The 19,896-nt window shown below is 55.4% G+C and carries 17 protein-coding genes and 1 pseudogene; 15 read left to right on the top strand and 3 right to left on the bottom strand.

Going from position 1 to position 19,896, the window contains the following annotated elements:
- The first annotated feature begins 102 nt into the window (after positions 1-102).
- The 3 genes from HPC62_RS10015 to HPC62_RS10005 all read left to right on the top strand — a co-directional run bounded on the left by HPC62_RS10015 (position 103) and on the right by HPC62_RS10005 (position 2,517).
- Positions 103-1,413, top strand: a complete 1,311-nt coding sequence (locus HPC62_RS10015) for a hypothetical protein (RefSeq protein WP_172355298.1) — start codon at positions 103-105, stop codon at positions 1,411-1,413.
- A gap of 238 nt (positions 1,414-1,651) precedes the next feature.
- Positions 1,652-2,236, top strand: coding sequence for a TIGR04376 family protein (locus HPC62_RS10010; protein WP_172355296.1), 585 nt, complete (start codon positions 1,652-1,654; stop codon positions 2,234-2,236).
- Between the two features lie 98 nt (positions 2,237-2,334).
- Positions 2,335-2,517 carry a hypothetical protein gene (locus HPC62_RS10005; protein ID WP_172355294.1) on the top strand — a complete coding sequence of 61 codons (183 nt, stop codon included), beginning with the start codon at positions 2,335-2,337 and terminating at the stop codon, positions 2,515-2,517.
- Positions 2,518-3,095: 578 nt separating this feature from the next.
- On the opposite strand, the pseudogene HPC62_RS10000 reads toward HPC62_RS10005, so the two are convergent.
- Positions 3,096-4,047, bottom strand: a pseudogene (locus HPC62_RS10000) (transposase).
- A 61-nt stretch (positions 4,048-4,108) separates the two neighbouring features.
- Positions 4,109-4,729: a helix-turn-helix domain-containing protein gene (locus HPC62_RS09995; RefSeq protein WP_172355292.1), complete on the bottom strand. Its 621-nt coding sequence runs from the start codon at positions 4,727-4,729 to the stop codon at positions 4,109-4,111.
- A 1,068-nt stretch (positions 4,730-5,797) separates the two neighbouring features.
- On the opposite strand from HPC62_RS09995, the gene HPC62_RS09990 reads away from it, so the two are divergent.
- From HPC62_RS09990 to HPC62_RS09975, 4 genes are all read left to right on the top strand, one after another.
- Positions 5,798-7,288, top strand: coding sequence for an arylsulfatase (locus tag HPC62_RS09990; RefSeq protein WP_172355290.1), 1,491 nt, complete (start codon positions 5,798-5,800; stop codon positions 7,286-7,288).
- A 101-nt stretch (positions 7,289-7,389) separates the two neighbouring features.
- Positions 7,390-8,310: an HAD family hydrolase gene (locus tag HPC62_RS09985; protein WP_172355288.1), complete on the top strand. Its 921-nt coding sequence runs from the start codon at positions 7,390-7,392 to the stop codon at positions 8,308-8,310.
- Positions 8,311-8,481: 171 nt separating this feature from the next.
- Positions 8,482-9,521, top strand: a protein-coding gene (locus tag HPC62_RS09980; RefSeq protein WP_172355286.1) for an ISKra4 family transposase whose coding sequence is annotated in 2 segments (ribosomal slippage) — positions 8,482-8,614 and positions 8,614-9,521 — 1,041 coding nt in all. Because the reading frame shifts where the segments join, the coding sequence is not laid out codon by codon here.
- A 130-nt stretch (positions 9,522-9,651) separates the two neighbouring features.
- Positions 9,652-9,915 (top strand): DUF29 domain-containing protein, encoded by a 264-nt coding sequence (locus HPC62_RS09975; protein WP_255548818.1) that lies wholly within the window; start codon positions 9,652-9,654, stop codon positions 9,913-9,915.
- Between the two features lie 84 nt (positions 9,916-9,999).
- Here HPC62_RS09975 and HPC62_RS09970 read toward each other — a convergent pair whose 3' ends face one another.
- Positions 10,000-10,248, bottom strand: coding sequence for a hypothetical protein (locus HPC62_RS09970; protein ID WP_172355284.1), 249 nt, complete (start codon positions 10,246-10,248; stop codon positions 10,000-10,002).
- Between the two features lie 188 nt (positions 10,249-10,436).
- Between HPC62_RS09970 and HPC62_RS09965 the strand changes: the two genes are divergently transcribed.
- The 8 genes from HPC62_RS09965 (at position 10,437) to HPC62_RS23100 (ending at position 19,849) form a co-directional block, all read left to right on the top strand.
- Positions 10,437-11,858 carry a DUF1254 domain-containing protein gene (locus tag HPC62_RS09965; protein ID WP_172355282.1) on the top strand — a complete coding sequence of 474 codons (1,422 nt, stop codon included), beginning with the start codon at positions 10,437-10,439 and terminating at the stop codon, positions 11,856-11,858.
- Between the two features lie 202 nt (positions 11,859-12,060).
- Positions 12,061-14,415: an arylsulfatase gene (locus HPC62_RS09960; RefSeq protein ID WP_172355280.1), complete on the top strand. Its 2,355-nt coding sequence runs from the start codon at positions 12,061-12,063 to the stop codon at positions 14,413-14,415.
- A 244-nt stretch (positions 14,416-14,659) separates the two neighbouring features.
- Positions 14,660-16,336, top strand: coding sequence for a SulP family inorganic anion transporter (locus HPC62_RS09955; protein ID WP_172355278.1), 1,677 nt, complete (start codon positions 14,660-14,662; stop codon positions 16,334-16,336).
- Positions 16,337-16,714: 378 nt separating this feature from the next.
- On the top strand, positions 16,715-17,569 hold the full coding sequence (locus tag HPC62_RS09950; protein ID WP_172355276.1) for a bile acid:sodium symporter family protein: 855 nt from the start codon (positions 16,715-16,717) through the stop codon (positions 17,567-17,569).
- Positions 17,570-17,701: 132 nt separating this feature from the next.
- Positions 17,702-17,983 carry an LURP-one-related family protein gene (locus tag HPC62_RS23110; RefSeq protein WP_205370114.1) on the top strand — a complete coding sequence of 94 codons (282 nt, stop codon included), beginning with the start codon at positions 17,702-17,704 and terminating at the stop codon, positions 17,981-17,983.
- Between the two features lie 194 nt (positions 17,984-18,177).
- A complete protein-coding gene (locus HPC62_RS09940) occupies positions 18,178-19,155 on the top strand; it encodes a formylglycine-generating enzyme family protein (RefSeq protein WP_172355274.1) in 978 nt (325 codons plus the stop codon).
- On the top strand, positions 19,152-19,508 hold the full coding sequence (locus HPC62_RS23105; protein WP_205370116.1) for a hypothetical protein: 357 nt from the start codon (positions 19,152-19,154) through the stop codon (positions 19,506-19,508). The genes HPC62_RS09940 and HPC62_RS23105 overlap by 4 nt, the downstream gene beginning before the upstream one ends.
- A complete protein-coding gene (locus tag HPC62_RS23100) occupies positions 19,484-19,849 on the top strand; it encodes a hypothetical protein (RefSeq protein ID WP_205370118.1) in 366 nt (121 codons plus the stop codon). Before HPC62_RS23105 ends, HPC62_RS23100 begins: the two co-directional genes overlap by 25 nt.
- Positions 19,850-19,896: the final 47 nt, after the last annotated feature.

The raw sequence follows: 19,896 nt of genomic DNA, 5'->3' as shown, positions 1-19,896 counted from the left end.
TCGCTCAAGGGATTGCTCAGGCTCGGTTCATCAGGTTTCATTGCTCGAATTGCTCCAGTCGTCTTTACGCCAGTCGTCATCAGTCGTCATTTTGATTTCGCCATGTCTCAACCCACGTCTGCCCAGTCCCCTGCGCTAGAATCCCGGAATTCTCAAGAGCTTGCCGATCGAGAATCGAGGGCGATCGCCACGACTCGCGTTTCCGGCGCGTCGAGCGTCGCCACGGAGGCCGACCGCTTTTCCATCGAGCAATATGCCGACCAACTGATGGACGAGCTGTTTAGCGACTTACATGAAGCGCTAGAGCAGGGCAGACCCGTTTCGACGGAACTACCGGAAGAACTAGCCGCCAGCCGCACTCCCACCCCGGTCAGCGTCACGGATGTTACGATTCCGCCTGTGCTGGCCACCGTCTCCCAGGCACAGCGGCAAGACGGCTCAACCAACGTGCCCGATGCTGGCGTGACTCGCGATCCAACCTTTGTGCCAGAGCTAAACCCAGAACCCGCGCTGATTCCTCAGTTTGATCAGAGTTCTGGGCAGAGTTCTGTTCAGAGTTCTGGGCAGGTGGCCGTGGATAGCAGCCCAGAAGATGAGTTGGTCGCCGCAGCGCTCATGCCAAGACCCACTGGCGTAAAGCACAAATCGCTGGATGGGCTGCTGGCGCTGTTGGTCTGCGGATCTTTGGCGGCGGCCGTGGCGCTGTGGTATGCAATGCAGGGGCGCTGGCAGCAGGCGAATGCTCCCGACACGGCCGGCTCATCTGAGGTCGCCACCCAGCCAGCCTCGCCCGAAAACCGCGAATTTTTGGACTACATTCAGCGATCGCTCAGGGTATTGGAACAACGGTCGGCCCGTCGTCAAGCGGAAACCGCTGGCACAGAGGGCAACTTGCCGAGCGTGGCGGTGGCGGGCAATCCAGCCGCGACCAACTCAGCCCCCACCGACCCGCTGATTGTCCCGGTTTACCGGCCGCCCGCAGACATGGCGCTTCCCGGTCGCAGCGGCGGCAACAGTAGTGGCAGCAGCGGTGGCAGCAGTGGTGGCAATGGATTCCCCAGTCTGCCAGGGTTCAACCTGCCGGGGCGATCGCCCGCCGTTTCCACTGTCCCGTTGCCCACTACTGCGCCAGCCGCCCCATCTGCTGCCTCATCGACCGACAGCACGACCGATACACCCGCCGCCGCCCCCAATATCGCCGCCGTCTCGACCCATACCCTCGTTGGTGTTCTAGAACTCAGCGATCCGGCCCGTTCCGCTGCCCTGTTTGAAATCAACGGCACGACCCATCGCGTGCAGGTGGGCGAACCGATTGGAGCTAGCGGCTGGACGCTTGTTTCCGTGAAGGGCAATGAGGTGATGGTGCGACGCAACGGCGACGTGCGATCCATCTACACTGGACAGCAGTTCTGATCCCTTGATAGGGTTTGGGTGCGGTGTTTTGATGCCGAAGGCCTGTTGCTTACAAAATCGCTGCACGCGATCACGGTGTGAAATCGCTGCACGAGATCACGGTGCAAAATCACGGTGCAAAATCACGGTGCGAAGTCGCAGTGCGAAATCACAGTGCAAAATCGCTGCACGAGATCACGGTGCAAAATCACGGTGCGATCGCCCCAACCCTGCCCTATCCGCTCCATAGGAGTGTTCCATGAGCCTTTTTGACGACCTCAGCACGTTTCTAGAAGCCCGCCTGGACGAGTTTTTGCGCGATAACCCGCACCTGGAACTCCAGGCCATCGAGGACAACCTGCGGGATCAGGAAGAAGAAGCGATTCGCTTACTAGGTGACTTGCGGCTCAAGGAAAGTCGGCTCCAGCAGGAAATCTTGAACACGGCACAGGAAGTGCAACTCTGGCACACCCGCGTCGAAAAAGCAAAGGAAAAGGGGCGCATGGATCTGGCCCAGCCCGCCGAAGAACACGAAGCCACGCTGCTGCGCCAGGGAAATCAGCTTTGGGGACAAATGGAAGCCCTGCGCCAGCGGATTCAGGAAACCATCGACCTCCAGCGACAGATTCAGCAAAAGCGCAAGGAAGTATCGGCCCAGGCGGCCCAGGCAAGAGCCACCCGCACCACAACCTCGGTTGACCAGCAGTGGCAAACTGCTGGCTGGCAAAACTACAACGCCTCCCCCCCCGGTTCGTCCTCTCCCCAAGACCTGGAAAAAGCCTTTCGCCAATGGGAGATGGATGAAGAAATCGAAGAGTTGAAACGAAATATGGGCAAGGGCTAAGATGCTGAAATCAGAATCTTAACCTGTAAAAAAGTGAATATTTGGGCTGAGTCGTTCGATTTGCAGCCTAAACTGGAATCTACAGAGCGCTAGATGCCATGCCAGTGAATCTTCCTGCTATTCCTGCCAAGTTCCGCCTCCGCACAGCGCTCGTGGTTCCCTTTGTGTTGGAAATTGCGGCAGCAGTTGGGCTGGTGGGCTACCTGTCGTTTTTGGCGGCACGGCGGGCCGTAAATGACCTGACCTCCCAGCTTCGCACGGGCCTCTCTTCCCAGATTTAGCGCGAGCTAGAGAGCTACTTTACAGCGCCGCACGACATCAATCAGCTCAATGCGGCCGCGTTTACCCAGGGCAGCCTGGATTTCCAAAATCCCCAAAACATTGCCCAAATGCACCAGCAGGTGAGAATTTCGCCCTATATTTTGGCACCTATTGCGGCACAGAGCAGGGGGAATTTCTGGGGGCAGGGCGCTCGGAGGTCGGCAGTAAGGAGATTCGGCTCTGGCTGACCAATATGGCTACGCGGGGTCGTTTTCTCTCCTATGAGCTAGATAGTCGGGGAAATCGTCTGGCTTTCCTCACGGAGGATGGGGAATACGATCCGCGATCGCGCCCGTGGTATCAAGATGCACTTAAGACAAGAGGGGGCTGCTTGGAGCGAGATCTATTTAGACTTTGCAACTTTCTTGCCCGTGTTGACGGCTAGCCTTCCGGTATACAGCGAGGAGGGAACTGTCTTGGGGGTCTGTGCCACCGATGTGCAGCTTCCGGTAGAGTTTCGCCAGTTTCTCTCTAGCCTGAGAACTGGGCACTGGTCTTATGGGGAGATGCATTCAAACCCTCTCATGCAAAGGATTTGCTAGGTTGATAGGGGGCGGGGGCAGAGGCCTATCGCCATCGCCGGAGTCGTCTTTTTCCCTAATCCCCAATGCGGTCTCACCCAATTATGGATGATCCGCTGGATCTCCAAAACACGCTGTAATCCTTCCCGAGTCTTAGCGTAGAGATTCTGACGCCGACGATAGGCACTGCACCGTCGCCTCAAAGCCGCATTCTGAGCCTCATTATGATTGGCATGCACCTCTGCCCTAGGGCTAATGGCCGTAAAGGGATGCTCCGAGTTTACCCAGACCACCCGTCGCTGGCCTTGAGAACCTTTGATTTTCATCGCCACTTCGAGTCCTGCCCGCCAGACTTTTCGCGTGCGATAACTCGGACAATTGCGGAGCGCCAGATAGACGCTGGTCAAATCCTATAACACCTTGGCATAGCGCCGTTCACCGACGGTGAACCACCGAATGTAAGGACACGCTTGTGCCCACTGCCAAGCCTGCTGCGTCCCCCGTTGAAATAGCAGTTCGTCTTTGTGACCAGCCTGGGCCGAGACCCAGTAGCGACTGCTGCATTCGATAAAGTGAATCGTCCAACCCTCCGAGCTAGAGGGGGGGAAGGTTCTCGCCGACGCGAGTGTACACTTCATCCCCTTCTAGCGTCACCTCTCGTTCTGCTGGTGCCGGAGGTGACCAGGCGTCCGCCTGAACGGCCAGGCGGTCTTCCCACCGCAAAATCGTTGAGTGCGACTTGCCAAAAAGTCGACCTGCCGCGCGCACACCCAGGCCTTCGGTTCGACTATTCAGGGCTGTGGCCACGATTACACTGGGCGTTCGGAGGCGTGCCATCGGAGTGCCCGTGCGCTCGTTAAATTGCTTGCCGCACTCTCGACACCGATAGCGCTGCATCAGCATCCCGTTAGGGCGGGATTCACGTCCATTTTTCACGGTCTGTTGGCTCTGGCAGTGGGGACAGTCCATAGCGTGGGGGGGTAATTGCACTACAACCAGTTTACCTATCATCGCCTAGCAGACCAGTGCTCTATAGAAGCCCCTTCAACGTCTCCGATGGTGACTCGCCAAACATCTGCCGATAGTCACGAGAAAAATGACCCATGTGCCAAAAGCCATAACGGTTAGCGATTCCCAGCACAGTAGCTTGCGTGGGGTCGCTGGCTTTGAGGGCTCGGCGCACCTCATTTAGCCGCACGCTTTTAAGGTAGGCCATGGGGCTGAGGCCAAAAATTTCTTGAAAGCCGTAGGAGAGAGTACTTTTACTAGTTTTAACGGCTTTGCAAATCGCCTCTAGGGTAATGGGCTCATCAAGGTGGGCCAGCATATAGGCTTCGGCCTCTTGCACTAGGGTGGCTCGGCGAAAGGGGTGAGTGCAGAGGCGGGGGTAACTTTCGGTGCTAAAGCAGTTGACTAACAGGGGCAGCAGATCGCCCAAAAGGAGGGGATACGAACGCGCTAAAAAATCCGGGTTTTTAACTGCCAGGTAAAAGATTTGGTTGAGGTAGTCATGCAGATTGCCGAGCCGTTGGTCTTCAATTTGAATAACGTTTTGCCGAAAAAATTTGGTGTCTACATTGTCACGATCTACATCGTGTAGATACTGTTGCAAATGCAAACGGGCTAGGGCAGAAGTGTTGAATTGAGACATAAAACTTTACATTCAATCCTACGAACCTCCTACGAGTATCTCTGGCAGCAGATCGTAGCTCCAATGGACAATCGAACAACGACGACTCAATTCAAGTTGCAAATAGCGCAACTTATCGAGTAATTGATGACCATAGATAATTGATGACCATAGAACTCTGGAAGTTCTATCAATTGCAGAATCAGATAGGCAATCAACCCTTCAAAGCGTCCGGATTCTAGCTGGGTTAAGGAAAGTCCCTCGGCGTAAAAGGCTTGGCTAAAGGCATCAACATCCCGAAACTGACGATACAGGATAGAACTAGGGTGCTCTAAAGTACTCAACGCGTTGGGCCTATGGACTCAAAAACTGTGGTGTTAAGCATCGACTGATCGATTGCAGAGAGCAAACAGATCTCCCTCGGTTCACTGTGTATTAATCCACTGCATTAATCCACGCTTTGAAAATAACTACTAGGTTGGAATTTTTGAATGGTTGCAGATTTTGAAACCGATTATATTGCCTACATTTCTTCTATTATCAGCCCTGAATCTAAAATTTTCCTTTTGATCAACAGCAGGGGTCAGGTTAAACCTTGTCCAAGTCCAGACATAGAGTTTTGTCGGTTACGGAAACTTCACGTCTGGACTTGGTACAGCAACCCCCACATAGCCTAAGAGCAAAGGCACTGCCATGAGCTACACGATCAATTTTGTCGGCCTGGGGGCTACCGGGACGAGCGCCCCTGACTGCCCTCGCAGGAGTATTGCCTGGCCCCCTGACAGCCACTCTCATCAGCAATGTGCTGGCCCTTGAGGTTCACAGGCGCGATCGCCAAAGACCGTCCCCGAAGGCGATCGCCATTTCATAGGCTGGCGCTTTGTAAACAACTGTCGGGTTGGAATTTTGGGATATTCGCGAAAGGTGGAGAGCCTTATATTGGCACTGACATTGCGTCTCCAATACCAATTCTGCATCTAAAATCGCCGCTATTTCGGCAATGGCAAGTCTTACTTAAAAGCTTGCTTAGAGGCTTGCTTAGATCAGTCCCTGTCTGCTCTTAAAACACTTCATAAAGGGATAAAACCCATGCCCAACGGTAAACCCAACATTCTCATTCTTTGGGGTGACGATATCGGCTGGTGGAACATCAGCTACAACAGCCGGGGCCAGATGGGCTACCGCACCCCCAATATCGATCGCATCGCCAACGAAGGGGTAGCCTTCACCGACTACTACGGTCAACAGATCTGCACCGCTGGTCGGGCCGCCTTTATCTGCGGCCAAAACCCCATTCGCACCGGCCTCACCAAGGTAGGCATGCCGGGGGCCGATGTGGGTCTGCAAAAAGAAGACCCTACGATCGCCGAGCTGCTTAAGCCCTTAGGCTACACCACCGGCCAGTTTGGCAAAAACCACCTAGGCGACAGGGATGAATTTTTGCCCACCCTGCACGGCTTTGACGAGTTCTTTGGCAACCTCTACCACCTCAACGCCGAGGAAGAACCCGAAGACCCTGACTATCCCAAAGACCCGGCCTTTAAGCAGCGGTTTGGCCCGCGTGGGGTGCTGCACTGCCTGGCCGATGGCAAGGGCGGACAGACCATCGAAGACACCGGCCCGCTGACCAAAAGGCGCATGGAAACCATCGATGACGAGGTGACAGAGCGCGCCCTCGGCTTTATCGATAAGGCCCACCAAGACGGCAAGCCTTTCTTTGTGTGGTACAACACCACGGCCATGCACTTTCGCACCCACGTAGCCGATAAGAACAAGGGCAAGAGCGGCCAGGGCGACTATAACGATGCCATGGTGGCTCACGACAAGCACATCGGCGAAATGCTCGACAAGCTCGACGAGCTAGGCATTGCCGACGACACCATCGTCATGTACTCCACCGACAACGGTGTACACTATAACACCTGGCCTGATGCAGGCATCACCCCTTTCCGCAGCGAAAAAAACACCAACTGGGAAGGCGGCTGGCGGGTTCCGACCTTTTTCTGCTGGCCCGGTCACATCCCCGCCGGTTCAGTGGTGAATGGCATTGTCTCGCACCAAGATATTTTGCCGACCCTACTGGCGGCGGCAGGAGAACCTGACATTAAAGAAAAACTGCTGAATGGCCACACCATTGGCGATCGCACCTATAAGGTCCACCTCGACGGCTTCAACATGCTGCCCTACCTGTGTAGAGAGGTGGAGGAAAGCCACCGCAAATCTTTCTTCTACATCAGCGACGACGGCGACATTCTGGCGATTCGCGTTGGCGACTGGAAGACGGTGCTGATGGAGCAGCGGGCCAAGACTTTGCAATGCTGGTTTGAGCCTTTTGTGAAACTACGGGCACCCAAGATATTCAACCTGCGCCGCGACCCCTTTGAGCGGGCCGACGAGAACTCAAACACCTACTGGGATTGGGTGATCTCCCACACCTATTTAATTTACTGGATGCAGGCAGCAGTGGCGCAGCAGATCGAGGCGTTTACGCAATTTCCGCCCCGGCAAAAGCCCGCCTCGTTCAACCTGGATGCGGTGATGCGACAGCTAGAAGAAGCAGGCAGCAGCCGTTACCACTAGGCTGAAGAGACCCTTAAACTCCCCCCCGTTAAAGCTCCGAGGGGTTTTCAAAACCCCTCGGAGCTAAACCGCCGAGTACCCTACATCTACATATGTTTTCCATGACCGACCCCCTACCCGCTTGGAATGATGGGGCTGCCAAGCAGGCAATTCTCGACTTTGTGGCGCAAGTTACCACGGCCCACAGCCTCACTTTTGTGCCCCCCACCGATCGCATTGCCGTCTTCGACAACGACGGCACCCTTTGGTGCGAGTACCCGATGTACGTGCAGGCGTTTTTTGTCTTTGATCGCATCAAAGCCCTGGCCCCCCAGCACCCCGAGTGGCACACCCAGGAACCCTTTGCCTCGGTGCTGAAGGGTGACCTAGAGGCGGCCCTAGCGGGGGGGGAGCACGCGCTGGTGGAGCTGGTAATGGCCACCCACGCGGGCATGACCACCGACGAGTTTACGGCAATCGTCACTGATTGGCTGGCGACAGCAACGCACCCTACCACGCAAAGGCCGTTTACCGAGATGGTGTATCAGCCGATGGTGGAACTGCTGGACTATTTGCGATCGCACGACTTCAAAATCTTCATCGTCTCTGGCGGCGGCATTGAATTCATGCGTCCGTGGACAGAGCAGGTCTACGGCGTTCCCCCCGAGCAGGTGATTGGCAGCAGCATTAAAACAAAGTTCGAGATACGCGACGGACAGCCTGTGATTGTGCGCCTGCCGGAACTGCTTTTCTTGGACGACAAAGAAGGTAAACCAGCCGCGATTCAGCACTACATCGGGCGGCGACCGATCGCTGCCTTTGGCAACTCCGACGGCGACCTGCAAATGTTGCAGTGGACAAGCGCCGGAGTTGGGGCCAGCCTAGGGCTGATTGTGCGTCATACCGACGGCGATCGCGAGTTTGCCTACGACAAATCTGCTATGTGCAGTTTGGATGTCGCCCTAGCCGAGGCATCCCAACGGGGCTGGGTCGTAGTGGATATGAAGAACGATTGGACGCGGATATTTGCCTTTGAGTCGTAACGGGTACAGTGAAAAGAGCGACAGGAAAGTAGGTAGGTTCATGCAAACCACGACACTCTATGACCAGGATTTCTATGGGAGCATCCCACTTTCGCGAAAACAGTGCGAAGGGTGAGAATGGGAGGGTAGCCCCAGGGATGACTCACCAGGACACCTGAAGACCAAAAGCGATTGGAAGCTTGTACAGCAGAGATCGCCGAGATTTTGTATCGCAATAGCAACCGAGAGGGGCTCGATAGTCTAGAAGGCATCGAGCAGACTGTACGACGGCAAATGCTAGAGGAGGTGAGCCCTCGAGTTGCCCTTTTTTTGTCAACCAGAAAGCCTACCCCGCCCGAGGCCGGGTTCGCCGATTGAAGAGTTTAGTAGGGGTCCTTGAGATTCGTCAAAGTCAGGCAGAACGGTTAGGCGTAAAGGCTTACAGCCGTCTCAGTGGTGGCCTAGAGAAAGCCAACCTACGCTTAAGTGCCAACGAATCGTTTCAAGATGCAGAGGATGACATCGTAGCCCTGACCGGGATGCGGGTCGGGCACTCGACCCAACAACGTCTGGTGGGGCGTCAGTCGTTCGAGTCTGCCGAGGCTAAACAAGGCGTCAGTGAGGTCAGCATTGATGGCGGCAAAGTCCGTCTGCGTGACCTGCTAGAGTCCGATAGCCCGTGGCGAGACTACAAAGCGGTGCGGGTGGAGGGGATTTATTACAACGCCTTCTTCCAAGACAATGACAGCTTGATTGATTATCTCAGCGCTCAACGCTTGCTCTCCCCACTGGTCTGTCTGGGCGATGGTCACGCTGGGGTGTGGAATCTGTTTGCTCAACTCACCACCGTTGAGACCCGTTGGGAAATCCTCGATTGGTACCATCTCAAAGAAAACCTCTACAAAGTCGGTGGGTCGCTCAAGCGCTTAGCAGCGGCGGAAATGCTGTTATGGCAAGGTCAAGTGGAAGCCGCCAGGGCCCTCTTTGCCGACTGTCGGCGCAAGCAAGCCCGCAATTTTGAAGCCTATCTGAGCACCCATCGCTCTCGCATCGTGAATTATGGGTTCTACCAGGCTGAGCAACTCTGTTCTATTGGATCAGGAGCCGTAGAATCGGCTGTCAAACAGATTGGGCGACGCCTCCAAATTTCGGGTGCTCGCTGGAATACGGCCTCCGTTAATGCCATGTTGAGTCTGCGCTGTGCCTACCTCAATGGACAGCTCGCCAGTTGACTGTTTCATCGAAAGTGGGATGCTCCTATTTCTATGCCTGGCCTCAATGCCAAATAGATCTGCTGCAAGCCCAGCAGTGGAACTAGGTGGACATTGAAAACTTAAAAACTTAATCGAGGAGCTGGATGCGTTGGGCAAGCAGCAGCGCCAGGAGTTACGCAACCGTCTAGGGGTGCTGCTGGGGCATCTTCTTAAGAGCTGCCATCAACCTGAGGCTCGTTCCAAAAGTTGGTCTTACATCATCATAGATATGCGGGAGCGTATCCATGACCACCTGGCTGAAAATCCCAGCTTGAAACCTTACTTACCTGAAGCCATCACCAAAGCATACCAGGATGGATTGAACCTAATAGGGCAAGAAACACCACTCAATCCTAGACAACTCTCTCAATAGCTCCCTCAACTCTGTCCTTTCTCACCCGCTAGGGTCTCGTAGGAAACCCGGCAATCGCGAGAGATCGAATAGGGCCTTGGGCCTCTAGGATGCAGGCATAGGTAACAAAATTCTTGAATTTTTCGTCCAGGGAAAAGCTTGACAAGACGACTTGGCAAAGGTAACTTGAACCTCAGCAAAGGCAGCTAACATCAGATCAAAGTGCAGGCGATTGCAGCTCAGTTGCGTCATCTGCACCTTGGCGGAGACCTGTACCTGCTCGGTCAGGTGAGCGATATCGCTGAACTGGCGATGGTAGATGAGGCTACCTTTACCCTTGACTAGGGGCTTCATGTTAGCGATCAGGCTTAAGATAAGTTTTCAAATTAAACAATCTTAAAGCTAAAGCTCTTGACCTCACTGATCAAAAAGCAGTTTTGGAATACTTCTAGGCTTAACCCCTTCAGATAATCATTCTTACTGAGTGACTCCTCTGTTAGTCAGCTGCCATGCGAACTGATTACCAGCGTTAGGAGAACCCCATGCAGAACCTAACAACCCAGGCGCAAATACTACCCACGACTGGCAGCATCGATACCTCCATTGGGCGGTTGGCCTTTGAAGGGGGATATCCAACTTTTGAGAGCGTCGTCAAACTCTATGACGAACTCGACTTTCAGCGGGCGGTGCAGACCTACCTCTGGGCCATTCCCTTGGTCAGCTTCGCGGCTTGGCAGGAGGCTTACGAGACGGTGTTTGGTCAGCAGGATGGAGATCTGGTGCTGACCACTAGCTTCCGCGATAAACTCGGCCTCCTCACTGCCAATGCCACAACGCCCTACGTCATCGGTTTCCTCAACCTGCAACGGACGGGGCCCTTAGTGATCGATTATCCAAAAGGGCAGACCGCAGGCGGCATTCTGGATTTCTGGCAGCGTCCCATTACTGATATGGGGCTGACGGGGCCTGACCGAGGTACAGGCGGCAAGTACCTTGTGATTGCTGCCGGACAGGAGGTTCCCCAGGACGCCGAGGGCTATTGGGTGGTACAGTCACCGACCAACAATCTCTTCCATGCCTTTCGGGTGCTGTCCACCGAACCTCAGGAAGCCGAGGCGCTAACCGCTAGTTATCAGGTGTACTCCTATGCCCAGCGAGAAAACCCTCGCAAAACGCAGATTATCCCAGCAGCGGACAAACCCTGGAGTGGCTGGCCCGCTAGCAATATGGACTATTGGCGACTGCTGGCTAAAATGCTGAACGAAGAGCCGGTGCATGAGCGCGATCGCATGATGGTAGCCATGCTTAAACCCCTGGGCATTGAAAAGGGTCGGCCCTTCCAGCCCGATGCCCGTCAGCAGAAAATTCTGGAACAGGCGGCGATCGTCGGAGAGGCGACAGCCCGTTGCTTGAGCTATGCCAAGCGCCAGCCGGAAGCACACATCTGGCCCGGTACACAGTGGAAGAACGCAGTGCTACTGGAAGCAAATCAGGAAACGGAAAACCATACGGCTCTGGATGAACGCATAGCCTGGTTCTACGAGGCAGTGACTCTGACTGCCGGGATGACAACTAAGACCCCCGGCATGGGTCAGCAGTACATTGGCATCCAGAAAGACAAGGATGGTGATTGGCTCCAGGGCGACAACAACTACAGTCTGCGCGTTCCGCCCCATGTGCCCGTCAAACAATTCTGGTCAATCACGCTCTACGACACTGAAACCCGTTGTTTTATCGACACCCCACACAATATTGCCGGAGTAGATTCGCGCGGAGATTTAATTCAGAATGCCGATGGTTCCATAGATCTCTATTTTGGTCCCACCGCCCCACTGGGCCAGGAAACCAACTGGGCACCCACGGTACCGGGTCGGGGCTGGTTTGCCTACTTCCGGTTTTATGCGCCAACCGAACCCTACTTCGATCGCACCTGGTCACTTTCAGACATCGAAAAAGTAATCTAATCGAGCAAGGCGTTATGCAAGAGATTATTCAAGTCCTTGCCAACCTCAACACTCTGGTGTTTGTGGTGAGTAGTATGTCCTCTTTGGGGCTGAGTCTGGCGATTCAATAAACCTAGACCGTCAATTGCTAGCTCGGTTCGGGCTGGCGACCAACCATGATTTAACAGCAAACTCAACTAACTGCATATCAGGAGAAACATTCATGGCTCTCAAGGAATACAAATCTGGTACTGCTTTCCCCGGTGTGATTGGTCGCACTGCCGATGTGTCTACCCCCGCCTGGCCCCAGCCCAACCGGGCGAGAGATGGTGCGCCTAACGTGCTGTTCATTGTGCTGGATGACGTCGGCTTTGGCCAACTGGGCTGCTACGGTAGCCCAATCGCCACCCCTAATCTAGATGCCCTAGCGAGCGACGGGCTGCGCTACAACAACATGCACACCACGGCCCTGTGCTCGCCCTCCCGCTCCTGCATGTTGACCGGGCGCAACCACCACTCCAACGGCCTAGCCTGTATTACGGAGGGATCGACGGGCTATCCCGGTTCTAATGGCAACATTCCCTTTGAGAACGGGTTTCTGTCCGAAATTTTGCTGCAAAATGGCTACAACACCTATGCCGTTGGTAAGTGGCACCTGACCCCCGTTGAGCAGTGCAGCGCAGCGGGTCCTTACGATCGCTGGCCCCTAGGTCGCGGCTTTGAGCGCTTTTATGGCTTTTTAGGCGGCGACACCAACCAGTACTATCCTGAACTGGTACGCGACAACAGCCAAACTGAGCCCGAAAAAACGCCAGAAGAAGGCTATCACCTAACAGTAGACCTGGTAGAAAAAGCGAAGCGCATGATCGCAGATGCTAAGCAGGTGGCACCTAACAAGCCCTTCTTTATGTATTTCTGCACCGGAGCCATGCATGCACCGCACCACGTTCCTAAGGAGTGGGCTGATAAGTATAAGGGGCAGTTTGACGATGGTTGGGATGCCTACCGGGAAAAGACCTTTGCCAAGCAAAAAGAAATGGGAATTATTCCCCAAAACACGGTACTTTCCCGCCATGACCCCGATGTGCAGGATTGGAACTCCCTTTCGAATGGCGAACGCAAACTCTATGCCCGCATGATGGAGGTGTTTGCCGGATTTCTAGAGCACACGGATCACTACATTGGCGAATTGATCCAGTTTCTCAAGGATCTGGGGGAATACGAGAACACCCTGATTATGGTGATTTCAGATAATGGAGCCAGTGCCGAGGGTGGCCCGACGGGTTCAGTGAACGAAAATAAGTTTTTTAACAATGTGCCAGAGAACCTGGAGCAAAATCTGGCGGCGATCGATGACATCGGTGGCCCCAAGTTTTTCAACCATTACCCCTGGGGCTGGACTCACGCCGGCAATACGCCTTTCCGTCGCTGGAAGCGGGAAACCTACCGGGGTGGCACCAGCGATCCATTTATTGTGTGCTGGCCCAAAGGTATCAAAGCTAAAGGGGAGATTCGTTCTCAATATGCTCACGTGATCGATATGGTGCCCACCGTCCTCGATGCCCTGGGCATTGAGGCTCCCACGGTGATCAAGGGGGTGACCCAGTCGCCCATTGAGGGCTTTAGTCTGGCCTCATCCTTCGACGATGCCAGCGCCCCTTCTAAACACCTCACTCAGTACTTTGAGATGATGGGGCACCGATCGCTCTATCACGAGGGTTGGCGGGCCGTGTGCCCCTGGCCCGGCACCTCATTTGTAGAAGCGGGTATGGGCTTTGGTGCCCCAATCTCCTACGACAAGCTGGTTGAGCTAGATGCCCACGGTTGGGAACTGTACAACCTGACTGAAGACTTTGCGGAAACCAATAACTTGGCGGAGACCGAGCGCGATCGCCTGATTGCCATGATCGGCATGTGGTATGTGGAAGCCGGCAAATACAACGTTCTGCCAATCGATAGTCGCGGCACTCAGCGATTTATGGAAGAGCGTCCCCAAATCGCCGCCGATCGCAAAAAGTACGTTTACTATCCTGGCACTCAAGTTGTTCCCAGTAACGTTGCTCCCAGGGTGTTGAACTGTGCACACTCAATTTCCGTTGACGCAGTGGTACCAGAAGGGGGTGCCGAAGGGGTGCTTTTTAGTATGGGTGGCAATGACGGGGGCTTTTCGTTTTATGTGCAAAACGGCAAGTTGACCTATGGCTACAACTATGTGACTGAGAGTTATTTCAAGGTGGAGTCATCCCAACCGTTGCCTAGTGGTCGCCACATATTTAGTTTCCAATTTACTCCCACAGGCCCTGTCGATATAGCTCGCGGCAAAGGCACTCCAGCCAACATTGAACTGTTTGTGGATGGACAATTGGTGGGCACAGGCGAGCTGCCGGTGACGATTCCCCTATCGCTGGGGCTGGGTGCCGGTGTTGCTGTTGGAGCTGATCCAGGCTCTCCAACAATGCCTGACTATCAGCCACCTTTCAAGTTTACTGGACAGATCAATAAGGCATTGGTAGATGTCACGGGTGAAGCAGTTGAGAACCTGGAGGAGAAGATGCGAATGTATCTGGCTCGGCAGTAAGGAAAATCTCTCCCCGACACGGAGAGGAGAACTTGTTAACGCCTCCTTCCTGAGGGGGAAGGAGGTGAGGTTAGGTCTGAAATGATCTCAGCCAACTACCACCTAGGTAAATTGGCACTTTCTGAATATTGTGTGACTGATTTGAGTATAGATAATAAGGCCGCAGTTGGAAGAACGACTATGAGGCACTGGTACTTGCTGTACTGCTCTTCCAAGCTACTCCATAGGAGAAAGTAGGACAATCATGCAGCTTTTTCATGGCTTGCGGGGCGTCAAGCAAGCCGACCTACCCACCGAGATTTTGGCCGGGGTGACCCTGGCGGCATTGATGGTTCCGCTCAACATTGGCTATGCCCAAGTGGCGGGGCTACCGGCCACGGCGGGGCTATACTCGGCGATTTTGCCGATGGTTGCCTTTGCTATTTTCTGCACCTCCCGCCAGTTGGTCGCCAGCCCCGATGCGGCTCTGTCGGCGTTGCTCGGGGCCACCCTGGCTGGGCTAGCGGCACCCGATGATCCTCGCTACCTACAACTGGCCTTTGCCATCACCCTGCTTTGCGCCCTGGTCTTTTTTCTGTTTTGGTACTTTAGGCTGGGCTTTTTGGCCAACTTTCTCTCGAAGGCGGTGCTGGCGGGTTTTATTACCGGCCTGGGCATTGAGGTGCTGACCAGCCAGGTCAAAAAGATTATGGGCATCTCCGTAGAGGCGGAGGGCTGGTTTCGCGAAGTCGTTGAGATCATTGGCAAGGTGGTGGAGGCCAACCTCTACACCGTGGTGATCGGGGTGGGCAGCATTGTGATCATTCGGCTGCTAAAGCGGTTCGCCCCCCAGATTCCTGGTGCCTTGGTGGCCCTAGTGATCATGACGGCACTGGTGTCCGGGCTCAACCTCGATCGACAGGGGGTAAGCGTGCTGGGGCAAATTCCTGCTGGGCTGCCCAGCCTAACCTTTCCCCAGGTCACGCTGGGTGATTGGGGTAGCCTGTTGCCTGGAGCCTTGGCCATGTGCGCCATTACCCTGGCGGAGGGGTTACTCTTGGGGCGCAGCTATGCCCAACGGCGGGGCTACCCCATTGATGCCGACCAGGAGATGTTTGCTTTTGGGGCGGCCAACCTGGCCTCAGGGCTAACCGGCGGGTTCACTGCTGGAACTAGTGCCTCCCGTACGGCGGCGATGGATAGCAGCGGCTCCCGCAGCCAGGTGCCCAGCTTGGTGGGGGCGAGCGTGGTGGCGCTGGTGCTGCTGTTTTTTACAAACCAGCTGGCGCTGCTGCCCAATGCGGCTCTGGCGGGCATTGTGGCTAATGCGGTGCTGGGGCTGATAGAGGTGGGTGAACTAAAGACGCTATTTAGGGTGCGGCGATCGGAGTTTTGGGTGGCGATCGCCTGTCTGCTAAGCGTTTTGGTACTCGGGCCGCTGAAGGCGGTAGCGATCGCCTTTTTGCTGTCGATGATTGACCTCCTGGGGCGCGCCTCTAAGCCCCCCACTGCCTTGCTGGCCGGGACTCCGGGCAAAGCCCGCTTTGTCGCCGCCGCCCGCTACCCTGCGGCTACGCGCACCCCTGGGCTTCTGATCTACCGCTTTAGCGCTCCCCTGATTTTCGCCAATGCGGAGTTCTTTAAGACGCAGGTCGCTGACCTAGTCGCCACCGCTGAGCCGCCCGTGCAGTGGTTTGTGCTCGATGCCGAGGCCATCACCGATATCGATGTCACCGGGGCCGAGGCGCTGGAACAGGCGATCGCATCCCTAGAGCAGCGCCAGGTTGGCTTTGCCATGACCCGGGTGAGCCAACCCCTTCGGCAACTACTGACGACCTACGATCTGCTGCCCCATCCAATTTCCCCAGGCCGACTCTATGACACCAATCGCCAGGTCACCGAAGCATTTTTGCAACGGCCCCTGGCCCCAGAGGTGGTGTGACTGGCCATGCTCTGCGTCTCCCATGCCGCCGCCCGATGGCTCTCCCGTTGTCGTAACTTTTCTCCTAGTGTGATCTAGCCCCCTATCGTCGATGAAACCTCTTGAACCCCACACCTCTTGCTGCACCCTGGCCGATATTAAGCCCCTTCGACTCCTTATTTTGCTGGCAAGTGTGGCGGCCTTTGCCGCTAGCCTGCCCCAACAACCCGTCGAAGTGGGAGTGATGACTCCGGTGTATCGCATGGCCCCAAGGCATTTACGGCTGGTAAGGAGATGTTTAGTCCAGAAGAACCCTCCCTTGGCCAGTAATGCTGTGCTTTAGCCCGCAGGTGATCTGCTCTGTGCCACCCAATCCACTACCCATGCGTGAGAAACACGATGCAAGACGTGATTCAAGTTTTGGCCAATCTCAGCACCCTGGTGTTTGTGATCAGCAGCATGCTCTCTCTCGGGCTCAGCCTTACAGTGCCGCAAATTCTCGCCCCCCTCAAGGATGTGGGCCTGGTGCTGCGGATGCTGCTGGCCAACTTTGTGCTGGTGCCCCTGGTCGCCTACCTGCTCAAAACGTTGATTCCCCTGGATGACTCCCTGGCGATCGGGCTGATTTTGCTGGCCACTGCTGCTGGTGCGCCCTTTTTGCCTAAGCTGGCCCAGGCATCCAAAGGCAACGTGCCCCTAAGTGTGGGAATGATGGTGCTGCTGATGGTGGTGACGGTGATCTATGTGCCGGTGGTGCTGCCGCTGCTGCTGCCGGGCGTGCAGGTTAACCCGGCAGAAATAGCCCGATCGCTTGTTATCCTCATGCTGATTCCCCTGGCGATTGGACTATTTGTGAATGCTCGCTACGAGGCGATCGCCCACTCGCTGCAACCCCAGATGTCCCAGGCCTCTAGCACCAGTTTGCTGGCTGTTTTTGTGCTGATGCTGGTGCTGAATGTTGACAGCGTGCTGGGGGCCATTGGCAGCGGCGCAATTTTAGCAGCGGTGCTCTTGATTGCTGCTTCTTTAGCCATGGGCTACGCCTTGGGAGGGAAATCCTTCGAGGTCAAATCTGTTGTTGGCCTCGGCACCGCCCAACGCAACATTGCTGCAGCACTGGTGGTCGCCAACGGCAACTTTGCCGACGACCCCAACGTACTGACCACGATTTTGGTCGGTGCCCTGCTGATGCTGGTCATTCTCATGTTCCTAGCCGGAGAAATTGGCAAACGCAGGCCCAATCTCACAGCCTAGCCCCTTGACCTCCCATAGGGGCCCCTTATCTTTAACAAAGAAGCCCACCAAAACCGTCGTGAAGAGCACCAGCAAGACCACAGCTTTGGCAAGCGCAACAGCGGCAATACCGTCTACAAAACGAGGGAAAAAATGATTGCCATCGGCGATGATTTTTTCATCGAAAATTCGGACGGCGATCGCGTGTTTAAAGTCAACGGCAAAGCCCTGCGCGTGCGAGAAACCCTAATCTTTGAAGATTTCCACGGCAACGAACTGTGCAAGCTCCAAGAACGCCTAGTGCGAGTCAAGGACTCTATGGCCATTGAATCTCCAAAGGGCGACAAACTGGCCATGGTGAAAAAGGCGCTGATTGCTCCCCTGCAGGATCGCTGGGTGGTTAAAATTGGCGATGTCCCCGACCTGGAGGTATAGGGTAATATTTGGGGTCACGCGTACGGCATCGCAGCCGGACGCAACAAACTGGCGGAAGTCTCTAACCGCTGGTTTCGTCTGCGCGATACCGACGGTGTTGAAATCGAACCCGGTCAAAATGATGTGCCAATGCTGACGATTGCCGTTGCCATCGACATAATGGCTCACGAGTCCTAAAAACTGGAGAACATACCATGCCCCCGCTGCCCGAAGCTCTCACTAAACCACCCGGTCGCCCCCCCGCCAAAGACATGGTGTGGATACCGGGCGGCACCTTCACCATGGGATCTGACCACCACTACGCCGAAGAAGCCCCGGCCCACTCCGTCACCGTAGACGGCTTTTGGATGGATAAGTACCTGGTCACCAACGCCCAGTTTCAAAAGTTTGTCAAAGCCACGGGCCACGTCACCTTAGCTGAGCGTCCGGCTAATCCCGACCACTACCCCGGTGCTAAAACCGAGCTACTGCAACCCTCCTCCTGTGTGTTCGTCAAGCCCGATCGCCCCGTAGACAAAGGCAGCCACTACAACTGGTGGGCCTATATTGCTGGAGCCAACTGGCGGCACCCCGAAGGCCCCGGCAGCACCATCAAAGGGCGCGAAAATCATCCTGTAGTGCATGTCGCCTACGAAGATGTCGCTGCCTACGCCCAGTGGATTGGCAAAGATATTCCCACCGAGGCCGAGTGGGAGTTTGCCGCCTGGGGCGGGCGCGAAAACGCCGAGTTTGCCTGGGGCGACGAGCTACACCCCAACGGCAAAATGATGGCCAATACCTGGCAGGGCGAGTTTCCCTGGCAAAACCTGAAGACTGATGGCTACGAAGGCACTTCGCCAGTCGGGGTGTTTCCACCCAACGGCTATGGCCTCTACGACATCATCGGCAACACCTGGGAATGGACCGCCGACTGGTATCAGGAGCACAATCAGATCAAACAAGACGCCTGCTGTGGCGAACGGGTCAACCCGCGCGGCGGCAACCTTGAGGCCAGCTACGACCCGCAGACTCCCGAGATCAAAATTCCCCGCAAGGTGATCAAGGGTGGATCGTTTTTGTGTGCCCCCAGCTACTGCCGCCGCTACCGCCCCCCCGCCCGCATGGCCCAGCCAGTGGATACCTCCACCTGCCATTTGAGCTTTCGGCTGATCGTGCGACCGAGCACACCATGACCCTAGATACCCCCTTTCCCCAACGCGCCCGGCTTACCGCGCCGAAGGCCGCCGCCATTGCGGACATTATGTTTTCGGTGTTATTTATCGCCAGTTTGGTGCTCTTTTTGGTGGCCCTCCCCGCCACCATGGATAGCGCAGCGGTGTTTGATGCCTATCGGCAATCGCTGATTGTGGGGCTAAACCTGATACCCTTTGCAGGCATTGCCTTTCTGTGGTTTATGGGGGTGGTGCGCGATCGCCTAGGCAGCAACGAAGACCAGTTCTTTGCCATAGTGTTTCTTAGCAGTGGGCTGTTATTTATTGCCATGCTGTTTAATTTATTGCCATGCTGTTTACCAGTGCAGCGGTGACCGGCAGCCTGCTAACGCTCTACGCCAACGAGCCTAACCCGCAGATTGCGGCTAGCTACTATGCGATTGGTCGCGCCTTTGCCCATGAGATCATGATTAACTACGCCGTTAGGGTGGCCGGGGTGTTTATGATTTCCACCGCGACTCTGTTTTTGCACACCCAGATAGGACCCTGCTGGATGTCGTTTTTGGGCTATGGCCTGGCGCCAGCCATGCTGTTTCGGGTGAGCTACATTGATCGCTTGGGCTGGGTGGTGCTGTTTTTGCCCCTGTGGATACTGCTGATCAGCGTCTACGTGCTGATCGACAACTATCGCCGCCAGGTAAAGGCTACGCTCTGAGCGTGGCCCCAGGCCCCATTCTAGAATGCTAAAGCTGACGGAGAAAT

The organism is Thermoleptolyngbya sichuanensis A183 (assembly GCF_013177315.1).
Lineage (GTDB): Bacteria > Cyanobacteriota > Cyanobacteriia > Elainellales > Elainellaceae > Thermoleptolyngbya > Thermoleptolyngbya sichuanensis.
Note: the sequence above shows the minus strand (reverse complement) of the source record. Positions and strands in the feature narration are given on the sequence as shown.